Below are 23,470 nucleotides of genomic sequence, written 5' to 3' on the forward strand. Positions count from 1 at the left end.
ACTCACCGACAGGAGCAAATACCGATGTACATCACGGCGCGCATCAAAGCCGACAAGATTTTTCACGGATATGATGAGGATCTGAACCCGGTCGTGACCGATCACCCGCCGCGTGAATTCGTCGAGAAAGTGATCAAGCTCGACAGGATATTGTCGTTCACCGAGAAGTATATCTTCATCGAATGCCCGCACGATACCGTTCAGACCTGGGAGTACGAGGGAAGCCTCGAAGATATCAAGAGCAAGCTCCAGGCGGCGAAGCTCCTTCTCGCTTGACGGTTAGTCGGGAGGCATCGAGTCCCTGATGCCTCCCTTCATTTGAGCCCAATCCCTTCGAGCCGAAATCGATGCCAGATCCCAGGTCCCCTATCCGCCTCAGCATCGCCGTGAACGGCTCCCGAATGGAAGCCGAGGTCGACCCCCGTCGAACGCTGTTGGATTTCCTGCGGGAAGACTGCGCCCTGACCGGGCCGAAGAAGGGATGCGACCATGGGCAATGCGGCGCCTGCACCGTCCTCTTGGACGGGAAGCGGATACTGTCCTGTCTGAAACTGGCGATCTCGGCCGCAGACCGTAGCGTGACCACGATCGAGGGGGTGGAGCGCGAGGGAGGCCTCCATCCGATCCAGCAGGCGTTCCTGGACCATGACGCATTGCAGTGCGGCTACTGCACGCCCGGTCAAATCATGTCTGCGCTGGAGGCGATAGCCGATCCTGAACTTCGCACGAGGCCCCAGATTCAGGAATTCATGAGCGGCAATATCTGTCGGTGCGGCGCCTATAACGGCATCGTCGATGCGATCATGGACGTGAAGGCCAATGCGAGCCTTTGACTATATCCGCGCCGTGACCCTGGAGCAGGCGCTCCTGGAACTGGGCCGCCCCGATAGCCGCGCACTTGCAGGGGGCACGTCACTCGTCGACCTGATGAAGCTCGGCGTGGAAGCGCCGGCGAGGCTGGTCGACATCGGAAGCCTGCCTTTGGCGGCGATCACGCTCGGGCAGAGCGCTCTGTCCATCGGGGCTTTGGCCAGCAATAGCGAGATCGCGTCGAACGAGACCGTCGGACGCCTCTTTCCGGCGGTTTCGCAGGCCATCCTCGCCGGTGCCTCCGGCCAGATCCGGAACATGGCGAGCCTGGCCGGAAACCTGATGCAGCGGACGCGATGTCCGTATTTTCGGTCGACCGACTGGCCCTGCAACAAGCGTCAGCCCGGATCGGGCTGCACCGCCGCGAGCGGCTCCAACGCGCATCATGCCGTGCTCGGCGTCAGCGCCTCGTGCATGGCGGTGAACCCCTCGGATCTGGCAGTCGCGCTGCTGGCCCTCGATGCCGAGGTGCACCTTGTGGGGCCCAGCGGCCCGCGCAGCGTGCCGATCTCGCAATTCTATCTCCTGCCCGCCGAGACGCCCGAGATCGAGACCGTGCTGTGCCCGGGCGAACTGATCACGCAGGTCGTTCTGCCGCGCTCCGAGCTTGCGGCGGCATCGACCTATCTCAAGCTGCGCGGGCGCGCTTCCTATGAATTTGCCAGCGCCTCGATCGCATCGGCCATTCTCGTCGAGGGGGGCGTGGTGCGCGACGTCGCCGTAGCGCTGGGCGGGCTGGGGGGCGTTCCCTGGCGCGACCGGACAGCGGAAGCCGAACTGATCGGAAAGGCCATTGGGCGGCAAACGATCGAGCGCTACTGCGACGCCCTGCTCGCGGCAGCCAGCCCGACGAAGGACAATGCCTACAAGCTCGATCTGGCACGCGGGGCGATCCACCGTTGCCTCGATCCGGATCGAGCGCGGGACGACGTGACCGCACGCGGATCATCAGCGGAGTAGCAATGCCAAAACATCTCGGCGAGCCTCGCTCTCGGATCGAGGGGGCGTTGAAGGTGACAGGCCGGGCGGCTTACGCCGCAGACCGCCGCCTTCCGAACCAAGCCTATGCCTGGGCAGTCAGAAGCCCCATTGCCGCCGGCAGGATCATGCGGGTCGCGGTCGCCGAGGCAGAGGCGGTCGATGGGGTGATCGCGATCTATACGCACTGCAACGCGGCCGAGGCTTTGGATTGGGGGCCGGAGAACGCATCGTGGAACTTGAGCGCCGAGGCGCTCGGGCGAACGGCCTTGGCGGAAGCCGAGCCGACCGCACAGCCCCTGTATCAGCCATTGACCGGCTCCGAGATCGTCTTCGCCGGTCAATGGATTGCGTTGGTCGTCGCCGAAACACTGGAAGCGGCGCGAGAGGCAGCGCTGCTCGTCACCGCGGAGTACGTCGAAGACCCGGCCTCGACGGAACTCGACAAGGACAGCGACCGCTTCCTTTCGCCGAGCTTCTTCTTCGGCGCGGACATGCATGTGCAGCGCTCCGGGCCCGAGTCCAGCCGCTCCGACCAGGCCGCGATCCGCGAAACCTATGTCACGCCCGTACAGTTTCACCATCCCATGGAAACATCCGCGACGGTCGCGGATTGGCAGGACGACGGCGTTACCGTGTTCGACTCGACGCAAGGCGTCTGGGCGGCACGCGAATTCATCGCCCGCTCCCTGAAGGTGCCGACGGAGAGGGTCCGGGTCGTCTCTTCCTATGTTGGAGGTGGCTTCGGCGCCAAGAACCAGATGTGGCCGCATCAGGCTCTGGCGGCTCATATCTCGCGGGCCTTGCGCAGGCCGATCCGCGTCCAACTCAGCAGAGCGGACATGGTCGTCGCTTCAGGTCACCGCTCGGTCACGCATCAGGACGTGGACCTCAGAGCCGGCGGGGATGGCAGGCTGAATGGTCTTTCGCATGTCTCCTGGGTGCCGACCTCGATTCGGGGCAATTTCTTCGAGCCCTGCGGCCTCAATTCCCTGATGCTGTACGAGACTGCCGATCTCGACGTCCGTCACTATGTCACGCGCAAGAATATCCCGTCACCGACGGTGTTCCGCGGGCCAGGCGAAACGCCCGGTTCATTTGCGTTGGAATGCGCCTTGGACGAACTAGCGCATCGCATGCAGATGGACCCGATCGCGCTGCGCCGGCGCAATTTTGCGTCGCACGACGCCTATCATGCGCGCGACTGGTCCGCGAACCGTCTGGAAGACTGCTACGAGCAAGGCAGCGCCGCCTTCGGCTGGGAGCATGGCTTCACGCCACCGCGCTCCATGCGGTCGAAGAGCGAACTCATCGGCTTCGGCATGGCGACCACAGCCTATCCGGCCCCGGCGCTGGCTGCGACCGTTCGCTTGCGCCTGCGCCAGGACGGCCCTCTCGTGATCGAAACATCGGCAACCGATATCGGCACCGGCATGTATACGATCCTGGCGCAGACCGTCGCCGACGCGCTCGGCTGGCCGCTGGAGGACCTGGTGGTCAGCTTGGCCAGCTCGGATTTTCCCAACGCGCCGACGGCGGGGCGATCGAAATCCACCGCCAGTGTCCTCCCGGCTGCCGCGAATGCTTGCCGCGCGCTCCTCGATCGGCTTCAAGCCATGGATCGCACCCACAGCATCGCCCCCGACTCCAACCGATCCCCGTTCGAGATTCTCGCGGCGGCCGGCTCGAGCGAGCTCGTCGTCGAAGGGAGTTCGACCGGCATGCCGACGGGGCAGAATCTGAGCTTCTACTCGTTCGGAGCCCATTTCGCGGAGGTCAGGGTCGACGAGGAACTCGGCCGCGTCAGGGTGACGAGGTTCGTCAGCGCGCTCGATTGCGGGACGATCGTCAACCCCAAAACGGCAGCGAGCCAGATCAAGGGAGGCATCATCTTCGGGATCGGCATGGCCCTGATGGAAAAGGGCGAGTTTCATCCTGTCAGGGGCCGTTTGGTGAACGACAACCTCGCCGACTATGCGGTTCCCGTGCATGCCGACGTCCCCGACATCAAGGTTGTTTTCGTGAACGGAGCGGACGAGCGCTTCAATGAATTCGGGGCGCGAGGGCTCGGCGAGATCGGCTTGCCGGGCGCTGCGGCGGCGATCGCGAATGCGGTATTCAACGCCACCGGCAAACGGGTCCGCAACCTGCCGATCACCCCGGCCGATATCGTTCGCAGAGCATAGCTCGGCCACCATTGAGCGGCAGCCCCCTACGAGCTCCGCCTCAGGCTTCGCGAACGGAGCCCCCGGCATCGGGCGCTGCTAGAGGCGGTCGCCAATCTCTCAGGGCTGGTGGCGTTGTCCGTTCACAGCCGAAGATGGCTGGCAACGTGCCGAATGAACCGGCTCAACCGCTGAGATAGGTCGCAGCGGCCAATGCATGCGTCCGGACCAGATTGAGCAATTCATCGATCGAAACCGACTCGTTGGCGGTGCCTGCGACCGGCGTTGGGCCGTACCAATAGGCCGGGATCCCCGCATCCCGCCAATATTTGCAATCCGACAGGGCGGCGGCGGGAAACATTACGGGGCGGAGGCGCCCGAGACCCTCGACGGTGTCCTGAAGGATGCGCGCGAGTTCGCCCGTCGGATTGCAATAATCCGGTGCGGACATTGCGACATGAACGATCGCCGCTTCCGGATAACGACCGACGATCGCCTCTGCTTTCGCGACGATGGCTTGCGGATCCAGCCCGATCGGTATGCGCGCCTCGAACTCGAAAAGGCAGTCGGATGCGATCACGTTCACCTTGGCGCCACCCCGTATGGTGCCGACATTGAGCGTGATCCGGCGCATGGCTTCGGCCCCCGGGCCGAGCAATGCGCGGACTTCGGGATCATCGAGCGTTTCGACGAGTTCCGGCGGCATCTCGACCGGCAGCTCGGCCAGCGCGTCGAGGTCGCGAATGATGTCGGTCGCGATGCGAATGGCGTTGGCGCTTTTGAAAGGCGCGCTCGCATGCGCACCGGGCGTGGCGACTTTCACCGAGAACTGTACGTTGCCCTTGCCGCCGAAGCTCACGCCGCGCGGGGTGGTCGACTCGCCGCTGAGGACGAAATCTGCGTCCATTTCGGATCTGATCGCTTGAAACATGTGGCCGACGCCGAACTTACCGCCGTTCTCCTCGTCCGACACGATTGTCAGCGAGACCTTGCCGCCGAAGCGCTCACGCAAGCGCGCGAGATAGGTGAAGGCGAAGATCGACGCGGTAAGCCCGGCCTTCATGTCTCCGGTACCACGGCCCCAGACGCGTCCGTCGGCGACCTTGCCGCTCCACGGATCATCGGTCCAGCCGGGCTGATTGCTGACGGGAAAGACATCAAGATGGCCGTTGAACATCAGGTGGCGCCCGGCTCGCGGCATTTCGACCGACGAGATCAGATTCGGCCAGTCCTCCCGCGCGTTGACCTCTCTGAAAGGCAATCCTTCCTGCGCCAGATGGGCCTGGACGAAATCCATCGCCTCCCGGGTATCGCCCGGTGGATTTGGTGATTTGCACCGCACGAGGCCGGAAAAGAACTCGATGATCCTGTCCTCGTCCTGTTCGATCCATGCCAGGATCTGGTCGCGAACGCTGGTCATGACATTCCTCGGATCGGGCATGCGGCGGAGCGGTCGGCCAGAGGAGCCGCGACCGGCATCCTGCCGCCGGGCCGGTCGAGGCACCATCGACGAGATGCGCGATGTCTTGGCGGGCAGCGCGTCACGAACGGGCCTTCGCGGCCTGCAGCGCGCGCCAGATGGCCGCCGGGGTCGCAGGCATGTCCACGGAGGTGACGCCGGCCCCCCTCAAAGCGTCAATGACGGCATTCACGATCGCTGGCGGTGACCCGACCGATCCGACCTCGGCGCACCCCTTGGCTTTGAGCGGGTTATGCGCGCAATCCGTGCCGTGGGTCAGGACCGTGAAGCTCGGCAGATCGCTGGCGCGGGGCATCTGGTAGTCCATGAACGAGCCGGTGAGCAGCTGCCCGGCCTCGTCGTGGATGCAGGATTCGAACAGCGCCTGGCCGATGCCCTGCGCCAGCCCGCCATGGATCTGGCCCTCGACGATCATCGGGTTGATGATCCGCCCGAGATCGTCGGCTGCGACCATGCGCTCGATCCGGACGGCGCCGGTTTCGGGATCGATCTCGACCTCGCAGACGTGACAGCCCCCGGGAAAGGTCCAGTTCTGGGGATCGTAGAACGCGGTCTCGTCCAGCCCGGGCTCGAGCTCCGCGATCGGAAAATCGTGCAGTTGATAGGCGGCGCTCGCGATCCCGGCGAAGCTCTTGGATCTGTCGGTTCCGCGCACACGGAATTCGCCGTTCTCATAGACGATGTCGGCTGCGCTCGCCTCGAGCAGATGCGCGGCGATCTTCGCACCCTTCCGGATGATCTTGTCGAGACCGGCAAGGATCGCCGAGCCGCCGATGACGAGCGAGCGCGACGCGATGGTGCCGCGGCCGAACGGCACCTTCTCGGTATCGCCCTGAACGATCTTCACCCGAGCGAGCGGAATGCCCAGGCGCTCGGCGACGATCTGCGCGAATGTCGTCTCGTGACCCTGACCGTGGCTGTGCGTGCCGCTGAACACGGTCACGTCGCCGCCGGGATGCACGCGAATCTGCGCCGCCTCCGCCCGTCCGCCGCGGCTGCCCATCGCTCCGCTCACCCTGGAAGGCGTGCCACCTGCGACCTCGACATAGGTCGAAACGCCGATGCCGCGCAGCTTGCCGCGCCGTGCCGCCTTCCGTTTGCGAGCGGGGAAGCTCGACCAATCGGACGCCTCCAGCGCCAGCTGCAAGGTCCGGTGATGATCGCCGGAATCGTATTCGAGGCCGAGGGGCGTGCGGTACGGGAACTGATCCGGCTCGATCAGGTTCCGACGCCGCAGGGCGACACGGTCGATGCCGGTCTCCCAGGCTGCCTTGTCGATCAGGCGTTCCAGCAGATAGGTGGCCTCGGGCCGTCCGGCTCCGCGATAGGCATCGACGCTCGTGGTGTTGGTGAAACAGATGGCGACATTGCAGTAGACCGCCGGCGTTCGATACGGCCCGCATAACAGCGGGGCATAGTAGTAGCTCGGGATCGCGGTCGAGCCGGTCGAAAGATAGGCGCCGACATTCGCATGGGTCATCACGCGCAGAGCCAGGAAGGTTCCGTCCGGCCCCAGCGCCATCTCGGCCACGGTCTCGTGGGCGCGGCCCTGGACGTCGGTCTGGAAGCCCTCGGAGCGGGTGCCGGTCCAGCGAACCGTTCCGCCGAGCTGCCCCGCCGCCCATGTCAGGACCGTCTCCTCAGGGTAGAGCGACGCCTTGGTGCCGAAACCGCCCCCGACATCCGGCGAGACGACGCGCAGGCGCGTCTCCGAGATGCCGAGAATGGCGTTGCACAGCACCGCGCGCACGAGATGTGGATTCTGGCTCGTCGTATGCAGGACGTAGTCGCCCGTCGCACGATCGAATGAAGCCACCACCGCACGCGGCTCCATCGGGTTCGCGATCAGGCGGTTATTGTCGAGGGCGATGCGGGTGACATGCGACGCGCCGCCGAAGGCTTCGTCCACGGCTGCCCGGTCGCCGAGTTCCCAGTCGCAGCAGATATTGCTCCCGACATCGTCCCAAACCAGCGGCGCTCCCGGCGCGGAGGCCTCGCTGCCGAGGGTCACGGCCGGCAGAACCTCGAAATCGATGCTGACCGCCTCGGCGGCATCATGCGCCGCGAAAACGCTATCGGCGATGACGACGGCGACCGGATCGCCGACATGGCGGACCTTGTCGATCGTGAGGGGATAGCGCCGCGGCTCCGCCATGGCTTCGCCATGCCGGTCCCGCAAAAACCAGCCGCAGGGCATGCAGCCGACCCCTGCTGCGACGAGGTCGGCGCCGGTGAAGACGGCCCTTACGCCGGGCGATGCGGCCGCAACGGAAACGTCGATGTGCCTCAGCCGGGCATGGGCATGCGGAGAGCGCACGAAGGCGGCAAAATACGCCCCGGGCGTCGCCAGATCGTCAACATAACGTCCGCGGCCGGTGACGAAGCGCTGATCCTCGACCCTGCGGACACTGACGCCTATGCCCTGCGGGTGCCCGTGCAGGGCAGCGGAGTCCGGCAAGGTCTCCGGCATGGCGGCTGGTCGAGGGTGCGCATCTCCGCCGACCGGCATCTCGGCCCGCCCCTCCGGCCCGACCCCGGCATCGAAAGCTCCCTTCAGCATATTCCGCAGCCCGCCGCGCTCTGAATGAGGCCAGCGCCGCACCGCATCGGCCACGCACTGACATATTAGAAGCTAGCCGTGCATTTTCCACGTGTATAGCCTCAAAATGCCAAATCTCTACACTGGATGCATTATTAGTGCAGGTAATTCGGAAAAAATAGCCGATTGACAGCGGCAAGCGTCGATGCCAGCCTGCATTGATTGTGGCATTTCTAATATGTCAACAAGAGGGATGGACCTTGAGCGCCACATCCGTACGGCCCTGGCTGCTAATGGCACCGGCCCTGATATTGCTGAGTGTGCTGCTCGTGATCCCCATGCTGATCATGGTGATCTACACATTGTTTCTGTATGTAGACATCGGCGTCGACCGCGCCGAACTTGGCCTTCAGAACTGGATAGACTTCCTCACCGATAATTATTACTATTATGCCTTATGGAAGACGGCCCGCGTTGCTTTGATCACGACGGTGGTCAGCGTCGTTGTCGGATTTGTTCCGGCCTATGTCATCGCCCAGGCCAATGCGCGCTATCGCTGGCTGCTTATGCTGATGCTCCTCTTGCCGTTCTGGATCAGCTTCGTCATTCGCACGATGTCGTGGATCCATGTCCTCGGCGTGCGAGGGGCGATCAACTCCTTCCTGCTATGGGCAGGCCTGATCGGAACCCCTTTCGAGATGCTCTACAATGAAGCGGCCGTGATCATCGGCCTTACACACTTCATCTTGCCCTTCACCATCCTCAACATCTTCGTGGCGATCGAGGCCAGCGACCGGAACCTCCCTGCCGTGGCGCGCACGCTCGGCGCGCCACCTTTCGCCGTCTTCCGCGAGGTCACCTTGCCGCTCGCGATGCCGGGGGTGGCGACCGGCGCGCTGCTCGCCTTCGTCCTGGCCGCGGGAGCCTATGTCACCCCGATCATCCTGGGCGGACCAGGGGATTTCCTGTTCGGCAACCTGATCTTCAGCACGACGATGGTCGAGATCAACTGGCCGATGGGCTCGACGCTGGCGGTCGCGCTGGTGATGATCCTGGCTGCCCTGACCGTGCTCTATAATCGCTATTTCGGGCTCGAACGCCTGGCCCGGGGGCTGGCATGATCTCTCCCGCGACCAGCCCGGAGCAGTCCTGGGGCTGGCTCCTCCTCAAGGCCATCACCGCCCTGGTCTACGTCTTCCTGTTCGCGCCGATCGTCGTGGTCGTGATCCTGTCGTTCAACGCCGCCGATTTCGGCTCCTTTCCGATGCAGGGGCTGTCCTGGCGCTGGTTCGTCAAGCTTTGGGAAAATCAGGCGATCGTCGGGGCCTTCGTCACGTCCTTCACTCTTGGCGTGCTGACCGCCTTCATCGGCACGCTGGTGGCGCTGCTCGCGGCCATGGCGCTCGCCCGCCACCGCATGGCCGGGCGCAAGGCCATGGGCATTCTCGTCATCGCGCCACTGCTCATTCCGGAGACGGTTCTCGCAGTCGGGCTGCTGCTGCTGCTGCGCGCGCTCGATCTGCCGCGGACCTATCTGCTTCTCCTGATGGGCCATGTGCTGCTGACGCTGCCGTTCGGCGTGCTGGTCCTGCAGGCCAGGCTCGCAGGCCTGGGGCGGACCTATGAGGAGGCTGCGGCAAGTCTCGGAGCATCCTCCTTCGCAGTGTTCCGCGAGGTGACCTTGCCGCTGAGCCTGCCCGCGATCGTTGCGGCGCTGCTGTTCTCCTTCACGATCTCCTTCGACAACCTGACCGCATCGCTGTTCTGGCGGCCGGCAGGGATCGAGACCGTACCGACCCAGATCTTTGCGATGCTGAAGGACTCGGTCAGTCCCGAGATCAACGCCCTGGGAACCGTCATGATCGTGATCACGATCGGACTTTCGGTTCTGGCCGGCGCGATCGGGAACCGCCTGGCCGGGCAGACGAGGGCCGCGCCCGCTGCCCACGCATAGGACGCCAACCAGAAACAAAAGGGGACGAGGATGAGCAAGCCGTTGGACTATCGGCAACTGGACCATCTCAAGAGCCGCTTTCTCGCCGGCGATCTCGATCGCCGGAGCTTCCTCGGACTCGTCGGGATTGCCGGGCTCGCAGCCGGCGTCACCGGCGGGCCCTTGCGCGCGATGGCTCAAGCTGGGGTCAAGGAGATCAAGTTCCACGCCTGGGGAGGCGTGGCCCAGGAGGCGATGCGCAAGACCGGCATCGCGCAATTCGAGAAGGCCACGCAGATCAAGATCGTCGAAGGCACCTTCGGCCTCGAGGAAGAGATCCTCACCCAGGCACGCGCCGGACGTCCCGGCGACTTCCACGTGGTCAATTCGGCCGGCATCGCCTGGTACAAGCGCTGGACCGATGCGGGCTTCGGCGTGGTTCTCAACGAGAACAACATTCCCAATCTGAAGCATGTCATGGCCGCGGCCATCGACCCGTTCCGGAAGGTCACGCCGAACGGCCTGTCCGCGATCCCCTACAGCTATGGCAACACCGGCATCGCCTATAACAAGAAGTACATCTCGCCCGAGCGCGCCAGCGCCGAGCGCGAGATGCTGATGATCGACCCGAAGCTCAAGGGCAAGCTGAGCGGGCACAACGACTTCCAGACCCGGATCTGGGCGGCGGCGCTCCAGACCAAGCAGGATCCGAACAACATCAAGGACATGGATGCGATCTGGGCGAAGGTTCGCGAGAGCCGCTCCCTCGTGAAGAAATACTGGGGGTCAGGAGCCGAATCGACGGAGTTGCTCGCATCGGAAGAGGTTTACGCGAGCGACATCTGGTCCGGCCGCGCCGCCGCCCTGATGGCGCGCAACAGCGACATCGGCTACGTCGATTACTCGAAGGGGTATTGCTGGGGCTCCGACCTGCTGGTCCTGAAAGGCGCGCCGGTGGAGGCGTGCGAGCAGTTCCTGAACTTCCTGCTCGATCCGCAGGTCCTGATCGCCGTCGCCGAGGCCCAGCTCTATCCGCCGACGCTCGATCCGACCAAGGTCGCGCTGCCGGATGCGGTCAAGGCGCTGCCGAATTTCGACCCCACCGGCACCCTGTCGAAGTTCGCCGTTTCCGATCCGGATTACTGGACGAAGAACGAGAAGTCCTGGAAGCCGATGTATTCCCGCATCGAGAAGGGCTTCTGATGAATGCGCAGATCCCGCGCGACCGGACGCAGGTGGGCGCGAGCCCACCTGCTGTCTCCCAGTTTGCGGATGGAACCCCTGACGCCGTCAGGCTCGACGGCGTCGCCAAGGCCTTCGGCTCGTTCGTCGCCGTGCGCGACGTGAACCTCTCGCTGCGCAAGGGCAGCCTGACCAGCCTGCTCGGGCCGTCCGGCTGCGGAAAGACGACGCTGCTGCGCCTGATCGCCGGCCTGGAGACGGCGTCGCGCGGGGAGATCGCGATCAACGGGCGCTCCGTCGGCAATGTCGCGATCCATAAGCGCAATATCGGGCTGGTCTTCCAGAACTACGCGCTGTTCCCGCACAAGACGGTCGCCGAGAATATCGGCTTCGGCCTCAAATATCGCGGCGTCGCCAAGGCGGAGATGGCGGCGAAAATCAAACGGGCCCTCGACGTCGTCCGCCTGCCGGGAATGGAGGAGCGCTATCCGAACCAGCTGTCCGGAGGCCAGCAGCAGCGCATCGCGCTGGCGCGCGCCGTGGTCTTCGAGCCGGACGTCCTGCTGCTCGACGAGCCGCTTTCGGCGCTCGACGCCAATTTGCGCGACAATATGCGCGTCGAGATCAAGCTGATCCAGAAGGCCCTCGGGCTGACGACGATCCTGGTGACGCACGACCAGCAGGAAGCACTGGCGATGTCCGACGAGATCGTCGTGATGAACCAGGGCGTGGTTCAGCAGATCGGCGATCCGAAATCGGTCTATCGGTTTCCGCGGAACCCCTTCGTCGCCGGCTTCCTCGGCCAGGCCAATATCTGCGGCTGCGAGGTCCTGGAGAGCGCCGCGGATACGAGCGGACAATGGCGCGTTCGACTGGATAACGGCACCGAGCTGTGGGCGGTTCCCGGCGGGGAGACGCGCCAGATGCCGGTACGCGCCGGCGACAGGGCCGATGTCGTGATCCGCGGTTCGGACATGAAACTGAGCGTCAGCGAGCCGCGCGACGCGGCGCTCCCCGGCAATCGCCTTGCGGGCAGCATCGTCGACTCCAGCTATCTCGGCGACGACACGCAATATGTCGTCGATGTCGGCGGTACGAATTTCAAGCTCTCGCAACGGACCTCCCGCGAGGACGGAGCCGGAGCCGGGGACCTGCTGAGGCCCGGCACAAGGGTCTTCATCACGGTCGCCCGCGATGCATGCGCGATTCTCGGCGTCAGTTGAGCGAGGAAGGACGGAGCGTGACTGAAAAGACCGTTTGCTTTCGTGGAGCCGACTGGGTGATCGGCTGGGATTCCGCCGCTGCCGGCCATCGCTATCATCGCAACGCCGACGTCGCGTTTCGAGGCGATACGATCCTGTTCGCCGGTCCCGGCCGCTTCGAGGGACAGTGCGACGAGGAGCTGCCCGGAAGCGGCCTGTGCCTGATGCCCGGGCTGGTCGACATCCACAACCACTCCTCGACGATGCCGGCCTATCGCGGCGTCCGGGAGGAGCTGGGCAATCCCAACTTCTTCTTCAGCGGGCTCTACGAGGGGTGGGGCCTGTTCATCCCGCCCGCCGAGACGCGGCGGCATGTCAGCAAGCTCGCGCATTGCGAATTGCTGCTGAGCGGCGTCACCACCTATGTCGACATGTCCTACCCTTTCCCGGGCTGGGTGGAGGGCGTCGAAAGCTCCGGCATCCGCGCCTCGATCTCGCCGCTCTTCGATTGCGCCTCGATCGCGGCGGTCAGCCCGCACCAGCTCGAATACCGCTGGGCGCCCGATGGCGGGCAGTCGGCCTACCGGAAGGCGAAGGAGGTCCTGGCGGAGACCGAGGCCAGCAGCTCCGGACGCCTGACGCCGATGATGTCGCCGATGTCGGTCGATACCTGCACGCCGGAATTGCTGCGCGAGGCCCATCAGCTGGCAGGGGAACGGGGCTGGCCCTACCATCTGCACGCGGCGATGTCCGTGATGGAATTCCACGAGATGGTGCGCCGCACCGGGCTGACATCGATCCAGTGGCTGGAGACGATCGGCGTCCTGGGACCGACCACCATCATCGGGCATGGCGCGATCCTCGACCATCATTCCTGGGTGCATTGGCACACGCGCACCGATCTGGACATCCTGGCGCGTTCCGGATCGTCCGTGTCGCATTGCCCGGTGGTGCTGAGCCGGCTAGGCGTCACGCTGGAGAGCCTCGGCCGCTACCGCCGGGCCGGCATCAATGTCGGCATCGGCACCGATTGCGACCCGCACAACATGCTGGAGGAGATGCGCCAGGCGGCGATCATGTCCCGCGTCGCGGACCAGCACATGTTCTCCGCGACCACCGCCGATGTCTTCGATGCCGCCACCATCGGCGGCGCCAGGGCGCTGCAGCGCGACGATATCGGCCGTCTGGCGGCCGGTGCGAAAGCGGACATCGTCGTCGTCGACCTGACCAATCCGATCATGCAGCCGCTCTACGATCCGCTCCGCAGCCTGATCTTCAGCGCCTGCGATCGGGCGGTGAAGGACGTGTATGTCGGCGGCAGGAAGGTGGTCGGAGATGGCGAGGTTCTGACGATCGACCATAAGCGGCAGGCGGAAACGGTAGCGGAAATCCAGGAACGCGTGGTCGCGGACATGCCCAACCGGGACCGCCGGCAGCGTACGGCCGCCGAAGTCTCGCCGAGAACCTACGCCTGCAGCGATCTCTGACGGTGACGAAGCCCCGCCAGAGAATGGTCGATCAGGCGGGCGATCTCGCCGGCGAGGAGCCCGAGCCCCGCGCGTCGCTGACGACGGTCGCCTATAACCTGATCGAGAAGCAGCTCATCGTCGGCGAGATCCCGCCCGGTGCCCTGCTCTCGGAGGCGTCGCTCAGCAAGGCGATCGGCATCGGGCGCACCCCCGTGCGCGAGGCGCTCCAGCGTCTGGCTCGGGAAAGGCTCGTCACGATCATCCAGCGCAAGGGCGCCCGCGTCAGCGCGATCGACATCGATCAGTACATGGCTGGGCTGAGCCTGCGCCGCGAGGTCGAGCGGGTCATCGTCAGCAATGTCGCGCTGACCGCCAGCTGGCCTCAGCGCCAGTCGCTGCACCAGCTGGCGGCGGGGCTTCGCGAGGCCGTGGAATCCGGCGATCTGGCCAAGGCGCTCGAGATGGACCGGCGCTTCAAGCTGCTCGAGATGGAGATCTGCGAGAACCAGTTCCTGAGCGCCGCCGTGCGGCCGCTCTACGGCCTCGCCCGTCGCTTCTATTTCGCGCAGGCTGTCGAGCCGGTGCGCGCGGTCGGCCTGGCCCAGGCGGCTCTGATCGACCACATCGCGCGGGGCGATGCGGATGCCGCAGGAAGAGCCAGCGATGCCTTCATCGAAGCACTGGCACGGTTCGGAGCAGAGGTGGGCAAGCCGGTCGGCGCACGCACGGATGAACACTCCGAGATCGCCGATATCGAGCTCCGGCTGGCGGACAGGGCCTACGACCTGATCGAATGGAAGATCGTCACCGGCGCCTACGCCGTCGACGAGCTCCTCAGCGAAGGGCAGCTGAGCCAGGAGCTCGGGCTCGGACGGACGCCGGTGCGCGAGGCCTTGCAGCGCCTCGCGGCGCATCGGCTCGTCACGATCGTGCCGCGGCGCGGGCTCCTGGTCACGAATTTCGACGCCTACGATCTGTCGCGCCTGACCGAGGCACGCCGCCCGCTCGAAAGCATGCTCTGCCGGCTGGCTGCGCGGCATGCCAGCCGCGAGGACCGCCAGCGGCTCGCGGAGGTGGTGGAAGGCATCGACGGCGTGACCGATTACGAGAACGGCTCGGCCATTACGCTCGACCAGAGTGCCAAGACGCTGCTCCTGAAGGCTGCTGGAAACGTCTTCCTGGCGGACGCGATCGCTCCGGTCCATGGCCTGTCGCGAGCCCTGTATTTCCGCAAGCGTTCCGCTCCCGACCTCGACGTCGTGCGGGCTCAGCTCAGCATGCTGAGGGCCGTGGTCCGGGGCGACGAGGCCGAGGCCGGCCTGGGGGCGATCCGCTTCGTCGCAGAAGTCGCGCGCGTGATGCACCAACGGCGTGAGATATGGAGATGATGAGATGAGCGATCTGAGAACGACCATTCTCGACTGGATCAAGCAGGACGAGGACGAGCTCGTCCAGTTCTACCGCGACTTCGTCAAGGCGCGCTCGCCGAACCCGCCGGGCGACACCCGAGAGGCGATCGGCTTCGTTGCCGACCGGCTGACCGAATGGAAGATCGGTCATGATGTCGTCTTCGCGAAGGACAAGGAGCACCTGCCGAACATCGTCGCCGATTTCGACACCGGGAAGCCCGGCCGGCACCTGGTCCTGAACGGCCACGCCGACGTGTTCCCGATCGGAAATCCGGATTCCTGGGAGCGCGATCCCTGGTGCGGCGATGTCGTCGACGGCCGCGTGTTCGGGCGGGGCTCGACGGACATGAAACCCGGTACGACCGCGAGCATCTACTGCTACCGTTACCTCGACCGCCTGCGCGACAGACTGAAAGGCCGGCTGACGCTGACGGTGGTCTCGGACGAGGAAACGAGCGGGCGCTGGGGCGCCGGCTATCTGTTCGAGACGATGCCGGAGCGGGTCCGCGGCGATTGCCTGCTGAACGGCGAACCGACCGGCGTCGAGACGATCCGCTTCGGCGAAAAGGGCATCATCCGCTTCAAGGTGCGGGTCAAGACGCGCGGCGCGCACTCGCCCTATCCGCATCTGAGCCCGAGCGCCATCGACAAGGCCTGCGAGATCATCCTCGCGCTGAAGACGATGGCGGGCTCGGGGGGCGAAGGCATTCCGGTCGAGATCCTCGATCATCTCAACAAGGCCGACGTCCGGTCACTCATCGACAAGATCATGGGCGTCGGCACCGCGGACGTCATCAAGCAGTACACGGTGAACATCGGCACCATCGGCGGTGGAACGACCGCTAACATGATTGCCGATTATTGCGAGTTTCATGTCGATATTCGCGAGCCGGTCGGAACTCCGAAGGATGAGACGCTTCGCCGCGCGATCGAGATCGTCGAGAGGACGCCGGGGGCCGAGGTGTTCGAGATCGGCGGATCGCCCACCAACTGGAGCGCGACGCAGCACGAGATGATCGACATCATCTCCGACACCGTCGTCTCGCTCGATCGGCCGAAACCGGTGCTCCTGCCGATGCTCGCAGGCTCGGACTGCCGCTTCTGGCGGGAAGCCGGCGTTCCCGCCTATGTCTATGGACCGAATTCGCGCAATATCGCGGCCCCGAACGAATCGGGCTCGATCGAGGATTTCCTCCACGTCGTTCGAGTCCACGCGCTGACGGCAGCGACATATCTCACACGATGATGCACAGCCTCCCGCTTCATGAAACACCCAATCTCGGTGTCTACGAAACCGGCAGCAGGCCACGTATCTGAAACTCCGGTCGCAGCGGCCCGGGTTGGGGGGTACCAGCCATTGGCAGGTGCCCCGGAAGCGGACCTGTTCCACCTAGTCCAGGCAGGGGTTTCAATTTTACCCACCTCGTCGCACCTATTTCCTGCTCCCCAACCGCCGGCTTGCGTCAGCATGCACGTCCTGCCGCCACTCGCTGAACGCGATGCAGGCGGCCAGCAGGCAGATGAACAGGAAGAGCATGGGAGCCTCGTCATCCACAGGGCCAATCGGGTGAATGCAGGAGTCGTCTCAGGGCATGCCAGCCTTTGCGCCGGTACGGCGTTTCTCCGGAGGGCGGTCAGTGTCTGACAGCGCCCCCCATCCGAGGCCTGCGGAAGCGCCCCTGCGCCTCGGTTTCAGGAGGCATCCCACCGCTCAGCCGGTAGCGGCTTGTCGAATCTGATCATGGTTTCGAGCGGTGACATCGTCGGTGTCGTCAGCGCCGCCAAGGACCGGTGCGGGACCGGCGCGCCTTGTGCAACAATGAAAATTGCTGCGGCGGCGAGTGCACCCGCACCAATGAAATAGATCGACCGTGGGATTTTGGTTTCGGCCATCGAACCCACTCCCTGACCTAGGTTTCTAGCGTTTGACCGACTGGGCTGGCCCTAGTGCGAGAACGCTGTCGTAGAGTGCGAGCGCTTCTTCGATGCGGCCCGCGTTGCAGACGGATCGCGCACGGAGGTGCGTTAGCGCCGCGCCGTTCAGTTGATCGGCGGGCAGCGCCCCGACCTCACCAAGATCCTCAATCAGGGTAATGACTGCGATCTCCCTCATGGCGCACTCTCGGGCGAAACCTGTCTGGTTCTGCGCCATTGCGCCTGTCGCCATCGCGAGCGAAGCGCCGAAGATAAGCGCTGGGAGTACGCGGCCAGCTCCAAGGATTGGGCAAATAAAGGTTCGAACAGGCATCGGCTCGGTCCTCCTCGTGGTTGCACAGGGCGCCTTCCGGCCATGCGAAAAAAGATCGACCTCTGATCCGGCATCGGATCGTTGCTGGATGCTAGGCAACCGGCAGGGATCCGCATCATCGGAACCGATGAGGCCGGCAGCCGAATTGGGGCTGGACTACGGAAAGGCTGGGGGCTCGTACCCGGGCGCGAGAAGGCGCGTTCAGGCGCCGTGGGCAGGCAATTGCCGCGGCTGGATCGGCGGCGTCGAGTTATGCAGCAATTGCAAGAGCTTGGCTTGCCTTGACGTCCCGGTCTTGGCGTACAGGCGCTGAAGATGCGTGCGAAGGGTCGGCTCGCTGATGCCGAGCATCTCGGCCGCTTCCTTCCCGCCCAGCCCCCCGGCCAGCGCCAGGAGAACGCGAAGCTCGCCCCCGGTGAGGTGATGCAGCCTGGCGAAAGCCTCGCCCGGCATGAGCGGGGCGTGAACCGGGTCCTGCATGAACACGGCGCAGCTTGCCGCGAAAGGGGCGACGGCGCTGCGGCGATGACCTGACGCGACCGGCAGGCAGGTTGCGACATAGCCGGTACCGTCAGCGTGTGGAATCGCCAGGGAATGCGCGCTCGACTCCATGTCGATGCCATCGAGCCCCGCCTGATCGATGGCTTGCTTCAAGACCGCGCGCGCACCGGGATCGGTGGGGAAAAGCCGGTCGTTCACGAGCCGGATGGCGCGGCCCCTCCTGACCTGGCGCTCCGCGGTCGCGTTCATGTAGACGACACGCCCGTCCCGCGCCGTCAGGTAGACGCCCGAAGCCAGCCCATCGAGCGTTCGTTCCAGCATCTCCGTTCTCACCGTCCGGATATCGAGCGCGTCGGAAATTGCGAGGGTACGGCAGACATGAGGCGACAGGAGCTTGAGAAAACCGATCTCGCGCTCGCCGAATTGCGGCGCGGTTTCGTCGCGGGACACATGCATCGAGGCCATCCGCCCCCCGGTCCGCAGCGCCGGAAACCAGATGATGTCGCGCAGCCCGAACTTCTTCAGCACATCATGAAAAAACCGGGTCTCGTAGAAGTCGTAACTCTCGATGGAGAGAGCCTTGACCTCGCCGATATTCGCCACGACATCCGATGACGCCATCGGGCTTTCCGCATAGTTCCGTCCGAGCTCCTCCAGAAACTGCTGCTGGTAGCCGAACACGAACAACTGGTCGTTTTGCGTGTGCCTGAGATCGTGCACGCAAATCCCGCCCGCCGTGCTGTCACAGAGGCTGGCGATCGTTCGGCAAGCCGCCGGCCATTTCAGCGGATCGAGCGCGCAGTCGTAGATCGCGCCGATCGCATCGGAAAGCACCTCGGCAGAGCTTCCATTCGAACCGGTCACGCTCAGCCCTTTCCCAACCGAATGATTGCCGGCCGGAAAACCGTGGCTCGACCAAGCAAGCCCGGCCCCGCAAATGGAGAAAATGTATTATGCTTTTGAATTTCAAGCGAAAATTGACAAGAAGCAAAAGATTGAGACGCGACGGCAAGTAAATGATCTCCAGTATCAAACCAGACCGCAGACCACTTGACAGAAGCCCCCCGCCTGCGACGCTACGTCACTTAAATTGTTCGCCTGCACCAAGCTCATCCGGGTCGTGTCATGCGTGGGAGGGAAGTGCGATGGCAGAGATCCCCGCCGACGATCCGGCATTGAATGCCCCTGCCAGGCGGCCCGTGGCTGACAGGGAAGAGGGCGGCTCCTCGCCCACGCTGCAAGCGTTCGACGGCAATCCCCAGGGCGAATTCGGACCGCAGTTCTGGCAGAGGTTTCGTGGCACCGTCGCGCACATCTACACATTGTCGCTGCCGAATCCGTCCGAGCAAGCTCGCTTCACCCTCTCCAGCCGCACCTATCCTTTGCCCCGCGCGCTGCTGGTGCGCTCGCAGGGTACGGCGTTCATCATGACGCGGGGGCCCGCGCTGGTCGCGCGCAGCCCCGATCAGTTGCTGATCTATCTCGAGCTCGAAGGATCCTGTGACAATGACTGGGCCGGGCAGCGCGGACGGGTCGAGGCGGGCGATGTGCAAATTGTCGACTATGCCCAGCCATTCCACAGCGTGACGAGCGACTATGAGAACCTGATCCTCGTCCTCGCGCGCGACAGCGTGCCGGCGGCGCTGCTGGCCATGGAGCCGCACGGCCTGGTCTTTCGGCGCGGAAGCGGCGCCGCGCGGCTGATCGGCGCAGCGATGCAGGAACTCTACGCGCAGGCCGGTACCCTCACGGTAAGCGAAGCCGAGGCGGCCATCGAGGGCATCGTGGCACTGACGACCGCCTGTGCCCGCGCAAGGCTGGCGAGCGACGAAGCGGAGCATGTGAAATCGCGGAGAAAGGCGGCGCTCGACTATATCGACGCGCATCTTGCGAACGCGCAGCTCGGACCCGATGAGATCGCCGATGCGGTGCATCTCTCGCGGGCATCGCTCTACCGGCTCCTGGCGGCGGAAGGCGGCATTCGCGCCGTGCTGTTGCAGCGCCGGCTCGACCAGGCCCTGCGTCTCCTGCTGGCCGACAACCGGGACGAGTACTCGCTGGCGGACGTCGCCAAACGCTGCGGCTTTGGCGGCTTGAGCCAGTTCAGCCGGGCGTTCCGCGCGCGCTTCGACTTGCCGCCACGGCAATACCGCGCGCTCATCCGCCAGCAGGACGGCGATTGGCACGAGGTCCGCCTGAGGGCGGATGGCTTCGGTTCGTAGGCCCTGCCCTGGCGGCGGCGTGGATCGGCTATTGGTTGTCCGCGCCGCGCAGCAACAGGCACGCCATGGCCCCGGCGAGGGCGACCGGCACCGCCGCGAACGCCACGGCTGGCCAGCCGTAATGCGCTGCGAGCGCTCCCAGCATCATCGGCCCGGCGAATTGGCCCAGATTGCTCGCTTGCTGAAGCAAGCCGATCATCGTCGGAAGATTGGCGGGGGCCGGCGAAGTATGGGGCGCACTCGCATAGAGCGCTCCCGGCGCCAAGCCGCCGATGCCGAGCGAAATCGCGGCGAGAACCAGCACCGCCGGCGCGGAAAGGGCCATGCTGTAGATGAACGTGCTGACGACCGAAAATGTCAGCAGCGCCGTCGCGACGCAGATCCAGAGCCGCGTCGACCGGATAGACCTTCTGGCACGCTCCTATGCCGACGGCTCAGGTGAGGCCACGCTCGCTCAGACCTGCCGGAACGGCGCGGAGAGGCCATAATCGGCATCCGCCAGCACACAGCCAAAGCGCAGGCCGGCCGTGCGCGCCCGATCGATCTCGGCGAGCGCGATCTCGGGCTTGGTCCGATAGTCTCCATGACCGTCCGGCATGCCGGTCCGGGCCAGTCGTGTGGGATCGCTCGTCCAGCGCTCGGGCAGGAACAGCCGGAACCTCACCATGATCGGCACCTCGCTGGAAGCCAGCGTCAGCGACACCAATGTCTGGCAGTTCGCGCTTGCCCAGGGTCGAGGCGTATTGCAGCGCGACACCGACCGAGCGCTCGCCCTTCTTAGGGAGGGCCGTATCGTCAACGATCAGCCAGGCCTCGGCGGGCAGGGCCTTCTCCAACGGCACCACGTCCCAAACACCGCCGGCGATAAAGTGATGAAGCTGGTCGTAACCGACGCCACCGTCGCGCGCCGCCATCGGCTGGATGCTCTTGCGATCGCCGGCTCCGATCAGCCCCGCCACATAGGCCGGACAGATCCACGCCCGCACCTTGCGCCTCAGTGCGCCGAGAAAGGGCGCAAGCCAGCCCTCAAGATCGGACTTCCAGTTCTCGTCCATGGCCGGCCCTCCAGAAAGCCGGCCATCCATGAATCACGCAAACCCCGCCGCGGGAATCCCGAAAACCCGCGCCGCTCTAAAATCTGCCGAAGTAGTGATAGGCGTTCAACCGCCTTCAAATCTCAAGCCCGATCAGTGCGCTGGAACTCGCCAGTGAGCATCTGAGCGCTCTCTATGCAGCATCCGCACTGAGCCGACCGTGCAACCGGCCGACGATCGCGCGAAGAAGCGATCATCCACGGCCAGCGGTCGGCCAGGTATGCGCCATCGCTGCAAGAGTTCGCACCAGCCGCGGCAAGGCTGCCGGCCGATGGCGCGTCGGATTCCAGATTGCGGAAACCTGGCGGCTGATTGCGGCACCAGATAGCGTCAAAGGGACCGGATTGAAATTGTGAATACCCTTTGAGGCCGCCGACGACAGCATGGCTATGCCGTGTCCCTGCGCGACCATCGCCACGAGAGCGTGAGGGCTGTCGCTTTCCAAGACGATGCGCGGCCGGATTCCGGCCTTTCGGAAACTTTCATCGACGAGATCCCGGGTCATGAAGCCCCTGCGGAGAAGCAGAACGGGGGCATCGGCGAGAGCTTCCAACGGAAGCTGCGCTTGCTCCCGGCGCGAATCCTTCGGCGGTAGATATGCGAGCAACCGTGCGACGAAGAGAGGAGCGGAGCCGAAATCCGCCGGATCACTGGGGGTGGCAATGGCCATGTGGACGGTGCCGCGCTCGACCATTTCGATCAGGGACCGGTTCGGCCCCTCGGCCAGAGTGATCTCGATGCCGGGGTTTTCCGCCCGGAAGCCCGTCAGCGCCGGCGCGATGAGGGATGCGATCGTCTGAGCGGTGGCACCGACGCGAAGATGTCCGACCTCGCCGTTCACTATGGATTTGCCCCGGACCGAAAGCGCGTTGGCCTGCTCGATCAATCGGGCTGCGCGCGGTAGGAGGTCCTCTCCCTCAGCAGTCAAGCTCAGGCGCTTGCCGATCCTGTCGAACAGGCGAAAGCCGAGCTCGTCTTCAAGGGACTGGATTTGCCGGGAAAGCGCGGATTGGCTGATGTTCAGCGCCTCCGCCGCCCTCGAGAGGTGCATGCCCTCGGCGATAGCGACAAAGAAATGCAGCTTTTTCAGATCTATCAAAGCTTATGCACGTTTCGCATGAGGAGAGCATTCAAGTTTGCATTGGACACTGGATCGCTGTCGTTGCGCAATAGGTTCATGGCCGGCAAACGGTCAGGGGATTTGGACGTCGAACAGGGTATCGGGAGATCAACATGCGTATGCGACTGGCCATTGCAGGGGCCGCGATTCTCGGCCTGATGCAGACCTCCGCCCTGGCCGCCTGGCCGGAGAAGCCCGTCACGGTCACGGTCGGATTCGGAGCCGGCGGCACCACCGACGTGGTGGCGCGTGCCGTCGCAGAACTGGTGTCGAAGAAGCTCGGCCAGCCGGTCGTGATCGAGAACAAGGCCGGGGCAGGCGGAGCAGTTGCGGTCACGGCGCTGAGCAAGCAGCCGGCTGACGGCTACAACATCGTGGCGACGACCTCGACGACGATCACCCTCGATCCGCAGGTCACCAAGCTGGCCTTCGGGCTCGACGATTTCACCTATGTCGCGGCGACCGGCGAATTCCCGGAAGCCTTCATCGCGCTGCCCAAGAGCGGCTGGAAGACCCTCAAGGACGCGATCGACGCCAGCAAGGGCGCCGGGAAGACGACCTATGCGTCGAGCACCTCCCTCGATCGCATGATCACCGCCGCCCTCGGCAAGCAGACCGGCGTCCAGTTCGTGCCGGTTCCGACCCGCAGCGGCGCCGAGGTCGTGACGCAGGTCATCGGCGGCCATACGCCGCTGGGCTACTCTTCCGGCGCCTATTATCCGCAGGCCAAGAGCGGGGAGCTCTCCGTTCTCGCGGTGCTCGGCGAGCAGCGACTGAAGGGTCTGCCTAACGTGCCGACGCTGAAGGAGCTGGGCTACGGCCTGTCGAGCGTGAACCTGATCCTCTTCGTCGCGCCCAAGGGATTGCCGGCCGACGTCGCCAAGACGCTCTACGATGCGTTCGCCGCCGCCGCGGCCGATCCCTCCATCGTCGATCTGATGGAAAAGCGCAGCCTCAATCCGTTCGTCGCGACCGGCGAGGCGCTCGCCAAGACGATCGCGGGCCAGAGCGAGGGCTTCAAGAAGCTCATCGAGGCCTCGAAGTAAGAGCGGACGGTA

At 64.8% G+C, this 23,470-nt stretch carries 20 protein-coding genes and 1 pseudogene; 13 read left to right on the top strand and 8 right to left on the bottom strand.

Annotation, left to right across the window (positions count from 1 at the left end; translation table 11 throughout):
* The first annotated feature begins 24 nt into the window (after positions 1-24).
* The 4 genes from AC3RCC_RS26370 (at position 25) to AC3RCC_RS26385 (ending at position 4,034) form a co-directional block, all read left to right on the top strand.
* Positions 25-276: a hypothetical protein gene (locus AC3RCC_RS26370; RefSeq protein ID WP_291640582.1), complete on the top strand. Its 252-nt coding sequence runs from the start codon at positions 25-27 to the stop codon at positions 274-276.
* Between the two features lie 125 nt (positions 277-401).
* Complete coding sequence (locus AC3RCC_RS26375; protein ID WP_492257110.1) at positions 402-833, top strand: (2Fe-2S)-binding protein; 432 nt, start codon at positions 402-404, stop codon at positions 831-833.
* The gene (locus AC3RCC_RS26380) at positions 820-1,830 is read left to right on the top strand and encodes an FAD binding domain-containing protein (RefSeq protein WP_492257111.1); all 1,011 of its coding nucleotides are present in this window, start codon (positions 820-822) and stop codon (positions 1,828-1,830) included. Before AC3RCC_RS26375 ends, AC3RCC_RS26380 begins: the two co-directional genes overlap by 14 nt.
* Positions 1,831-1,832: 2 nt before the next feature.
* Entirely contained in the window at positions 1,833-4,034 is a 2,202-nt protein-coding gene (locus tag AC3RCC_RS26385; protein ID WP_492257112.1) for a xanthine dehydrogenase family protein molybdopterin-binding subunit, read from the top strand.
* 163 nt (positions 4,035-4,197) lie between these two features.
* On the opposite strand, the gene AC3RCC_RS26390 is transcribed toward AC3RCC_RS26385, so the two are convergent.
* Positions 4,198-5,433, bottom strand: coding sequence for a M20/M25/M40 family metallo-hydrolase (locus AC3RCC_RS26390; protein ID WP_492257113.1), 1,236 nt, complete (start codon positions 5,431-5,433; stop codon positions 4,198-4,200).
* Positions 5,434-5,554: 121 nt separating this feature from the next.
* Positions 5,555-7,963 carry a xanthine dehydrogenase family protein molybdopterin-binding subunit gene (locus AC3RCC_RS26395; protein WP_492258839.1) on the bottom strand — a complete coding sequence of 803 codons (2,409 nt, stop codon included), beginning with the start codon at positions 7,961-7,963 and terminating at the stop codon, positions 5,555-5,557.
* A 329-nt stretch (positions 7,964-8,292) separates the two neighbouring features.
* Here AC3RCC_RS26395 and AC3RCC_RS26400 point away from each other — a divergent pair, with 329 nt between their 5' ends.
* From AC3RCC_RS26400 to AC3RCC_RS26430, 7 genes are read left to right on the top strand one after another with little or no spacing between them, the layout of a single operon-like run.
* Entirely contained in the window at positions 8,293-9,153 is an 861-nt protein-coding gene (locus AC3RCC_RS26400) for an ABC transporter permease (RefSeq protein WP_492257114.1), read from the top strand.
* Positions 9,150-9,986 (top strand): ABC transporter permease, encoded by an 837-nt coding sequence (locus AC3RCC_RS26405; protein WP_291640572.1) that lies wholly within the window; start codon positions 9,150-9,152, stop codon positions 9,984-9,986. Before AC3RCC_RS26400 ends, AC3RCC_RS26405 begins: the two co-directional genes overlap by 4 nt.
* Before the next feature lie 30 nt (positions 9,987-10,016).
* Positions 10,017-11,168 (top strand): ABC transporter substrate-binding protein, encoded by a 1,152-nt coding sequence (locus AC3RCC_RS26410; RefSeq protein WP_291640570.1) that lies wholly within the window; start codon positions 10,017-10,019, stop codon positions 11,166-11,168.
* On the top strand, positions 11,168-12,370 hold the full coding sequence (locus tag AC3RCC_RS26415) for an ABC transporter ATP-binding protein (protein WP_492257115.1): 1,203 nt from the start codon (positions 11,168-11,170) through the stop codon (positions 12,368-12,370). Before AC3RCC_RS26410 ends, AC3RCC_RS26415 begins: the two co-directional genes overlap by 1 nt.
* Before the next feature lie 17 nt (positions 12,371-12,387).
* Complete coding sequence (locus tag AC3RCC_RS26420; RefSeq protein WP_492257116.1) at positions 12,388-13,836, top strand: amidohydrolase family protein; 1,449 nt, start codon at positions 12,388-12,390, stop codon at positions 13,834-13,836.
* A 2-nt stretch (positions 13,837-13,838) separates the two neighbouring features.
* The gene (locus tag AC3RCC_RS26425) at positions 13,839-15,206 is read left to right on the top strand and encodes a GntR family transcriptional regulator (protein WP_291640564.1); all 1,368 of its coding nucleotides are present in this window, start codon (positions 13,839-13,841) and stop codon (positions 15,204-15,206) included.
* 4 nt (positions 15,207-15,210) lie between these two features.
* Positions 15,211-16,473, top strand: a complete 1,263-nt coding sequence (locus tag AC3RCC_RS26430; protein WP_492257117.1) for a M20/M25/M40 family metallo-hydrolase — start codon at positions 15,211-15,213, stop codon at positions 16,471-16,473.
* 446 nt (positions 16,474-16,919) lie between these two features.
* Here the strand turns inward: AC3RCC_RS26430 and AC3RCC_RS26435 are convergent, their stop codons facing one another.
* From AC3RCC_RS26435 to AC3RCC_RS26445, 3 genes are all read right to left on the bottom strand, one after another.
* Positions 16,920-17,120: a hypothetical protein gene (locus AC3RCC_RS26435; RefSeq protein ID WP_492257118.1), complete on the bottom strand. Its 201-nt coding sequence runs from the start codon at positions 17,118-17,120 to the stop codon at positions 16,920-16,922.
* Between the two features lie 25 nt (positions 17,121-17,145).
* Entirely contained in the window at positions 17,146-17,340 is a 195-nt protein-coding gene (locus AC3RCC_RS26440; RefSeq protein WP_492257119.1) for a hypothetical protein, read from the bottom strand.
* A 336-nt stretch (positions 17,341-17,676) separates the two neighbouring features.
* Entirely contained in the window at positions 17,677-18,840 is a 1,164-nt protein-coding gene (locus AC3RCC_RS26445; RefSeq protein WP_492257120.1) for a helix-turn-helix transcriptional regulator, read from the bottom strand.
* Positions 18,841-19,121: 281 nt separating this feature from the next.
* On the opposite strand from AC3RCC_RS26445, the gene AC3RCC_RS26450 reads away from it, so the two are divergent.
* Positions 19,122-20,198: a helix-turn-helix domain-containing protein gene (locus AC3RCC_RS26450; RefSeq protein ID WP_291640554.1), complete on the top strand. Its 1,077-nt coding sequence runs from the start codon at positions 19,122-19,124 to the stop codon at positions 20,196-20,198.
* A gap of 28 nt (positions 20,199-20,226) precedes the next feature.
* On the opposite strand, the gene AC3RCC_RS26455 is transcribed toward AC3RCC_RS26450, so the two are convergent.
* From AC3RCC_RS26455 to AC3RCC_RS26465, 3 genes and pseudogenes are all read right to left on the bottom strand, one after another.
* Complete coding sequence (locus tag AC3RCC_RS26455) at positions 20,227-20,523, bottom strand: hypothetical protein (protein WP_365878661.1); 297 nt, start codon at positions 20,521-20,523, stop codon at positions 20,227-20,229.
* 112 nt (positions 20,524-20,635) lie between these two features.
* A pseudogene (locus AC3RCC_RS26460) lies at positions 20,636-21,290 on the bottom strand (IS701 family transposase); the annotation flags it as partial.
* Positions 21,291-21,485: 195 nt separating this feature from the next.
* On the bottom strand, positions 21,486-22,391 hold the full coding sequence (locus tag AC3RCC_RS26465; protein WP_291640551.1) for a LysR family transcriptional regulator: 906 nt from the start codon (positions 22,389-22,391) through the stop codon (positions 21,486-21,488).
* A gap of 134 nt (positions 22,392-22,525) precedes the next feature.
* Between AC3RCC_RS26465 and AC3RCC_RS26470 the strand changes: the two genes are divergently transcribed.
* Entirely contained in the window at positions 22,526-23,458 is a 933-nt protein-coding gene (locus AC3RCC_RS26470; RefSeq protein ID WP_291644401.1) for a Bug family tripartite tricarboxylate transporter substrate binding protein, read from the top strand.
* The last annotated feature ends 12 nt before the right edge of the window (positions 23,459-23,470 follow it).

Source organism: Allobosea sp. GW823-FHT01F03 (assembly GCF_058798075.1).

Bases quoted from the DNA above. Each gene is read 5' to 3' on its own strand.
- AC3RCC_RS26380 (WP_492257111.1), top strand. From the start codon at position 820: ATGCGAGCCTTTGACTATATCCGCGCCGTGACCCTGGAGCAGGCGCTC.
- AC3RCC_RS26405 (WP_291640572.1), top strand. From the start codon at position 9,150: ATGATCTCTCCCGCGACCAGCCCGGAGCAGTCCTGGGGCTGGCTCCTC.
- AC3RCC_RS26435 (WP_492257118.1), bottom strand. From the start codon at position 17,120: ATGGCCGAAACCAAAATCCCACGGTCGATCTATTTCATTGGTGCGGGT.
- AC3RCC_RS26390 (WP_492257113.1), bottom strand. From the start codon at position 5,433: ATGACCAGCGTTCGCGACCAGATCCTGGCATGGATCGAACAGGACGAG.
- AC3RCC_RS26415 (WP_492257115.1), top strand. From the start codon at position 11,168: ATGAATGCGCAGATCCCGCGCGACCGGACGCAGGTGGGCGCGAGCCCA.
- AC3RCC_RS26375 (WP_492257110.1), top strand. From the start codon at position 402: ATGGAAGCCGAGGTCGACCCCCGTCGAACGCTGTTGGATTTCCTGCGG.
- AC3RCC_RS26385 (WP_492257112.1), top strand. From the start codon at position 1,833: ATGCCAAAACATCTCGGCGAGCCTCGCTCTCGGATCGAGGGGGCGTTG.
- AC3RCC_RS26430 (WP_492257117.1), top strand. From the start codon at position 15,211: ATGAGCGATCTGAGAACGACCATTCTCGACTGGATCAAGCAGGACGAG.
- AC3RCC_RS26370 (WP_291640582.1), top strand. From the start codon at position 25: ATGTACATCACGGCGCGCATCAAAGCCGACAAGATTTTTCACGGATAT.
- AC3RCC_RS26440 (WP_492257119.1), bottom strand. From the start codon at position 17,340: ATGAGGGAGATCGCAGTCATTACCCTGATTGAGGATCTTGGTGAGGTC.
- AC3RCC_RS26470 (WP_291644401.1), top strand. From the start codon at position 22,526: ATGCGTATGCGACTGGCCATTGCAGGGGCCGCGATTCTCGGCCTGATG.
- AC3RCC_RS26455 (WP_365878661.1), bottom strand. From the start codon at position 20,523: ATGGCCCTTTCCGCGCCGGCGGTGCTGGTTCTCGCCGCGATTTCGCTC.
- AC3RCC_RS26395 (WP_492258839.1), bottom strand. From the start codon at position 7,963: ATGCCGGAGACCTTGCCGGACTCCGCTGCCCTGCACGGGCACCCGCAG.
- AC3RCC_RS26450 (WP_291640554.1), top strand. From the start codon at position 19,122: ATGGCAGAGATCCCCGCCGACGATCCGGCATTGAATGCCCCTGCCAGG.
- AC3RCC_RS26410 (WP_291640570.1), top strand. From the start codon at position 10,017: ATGAGCAAGCCGTTGGACTATCGGCAACTGGACCATCTCAAGAGCCGC.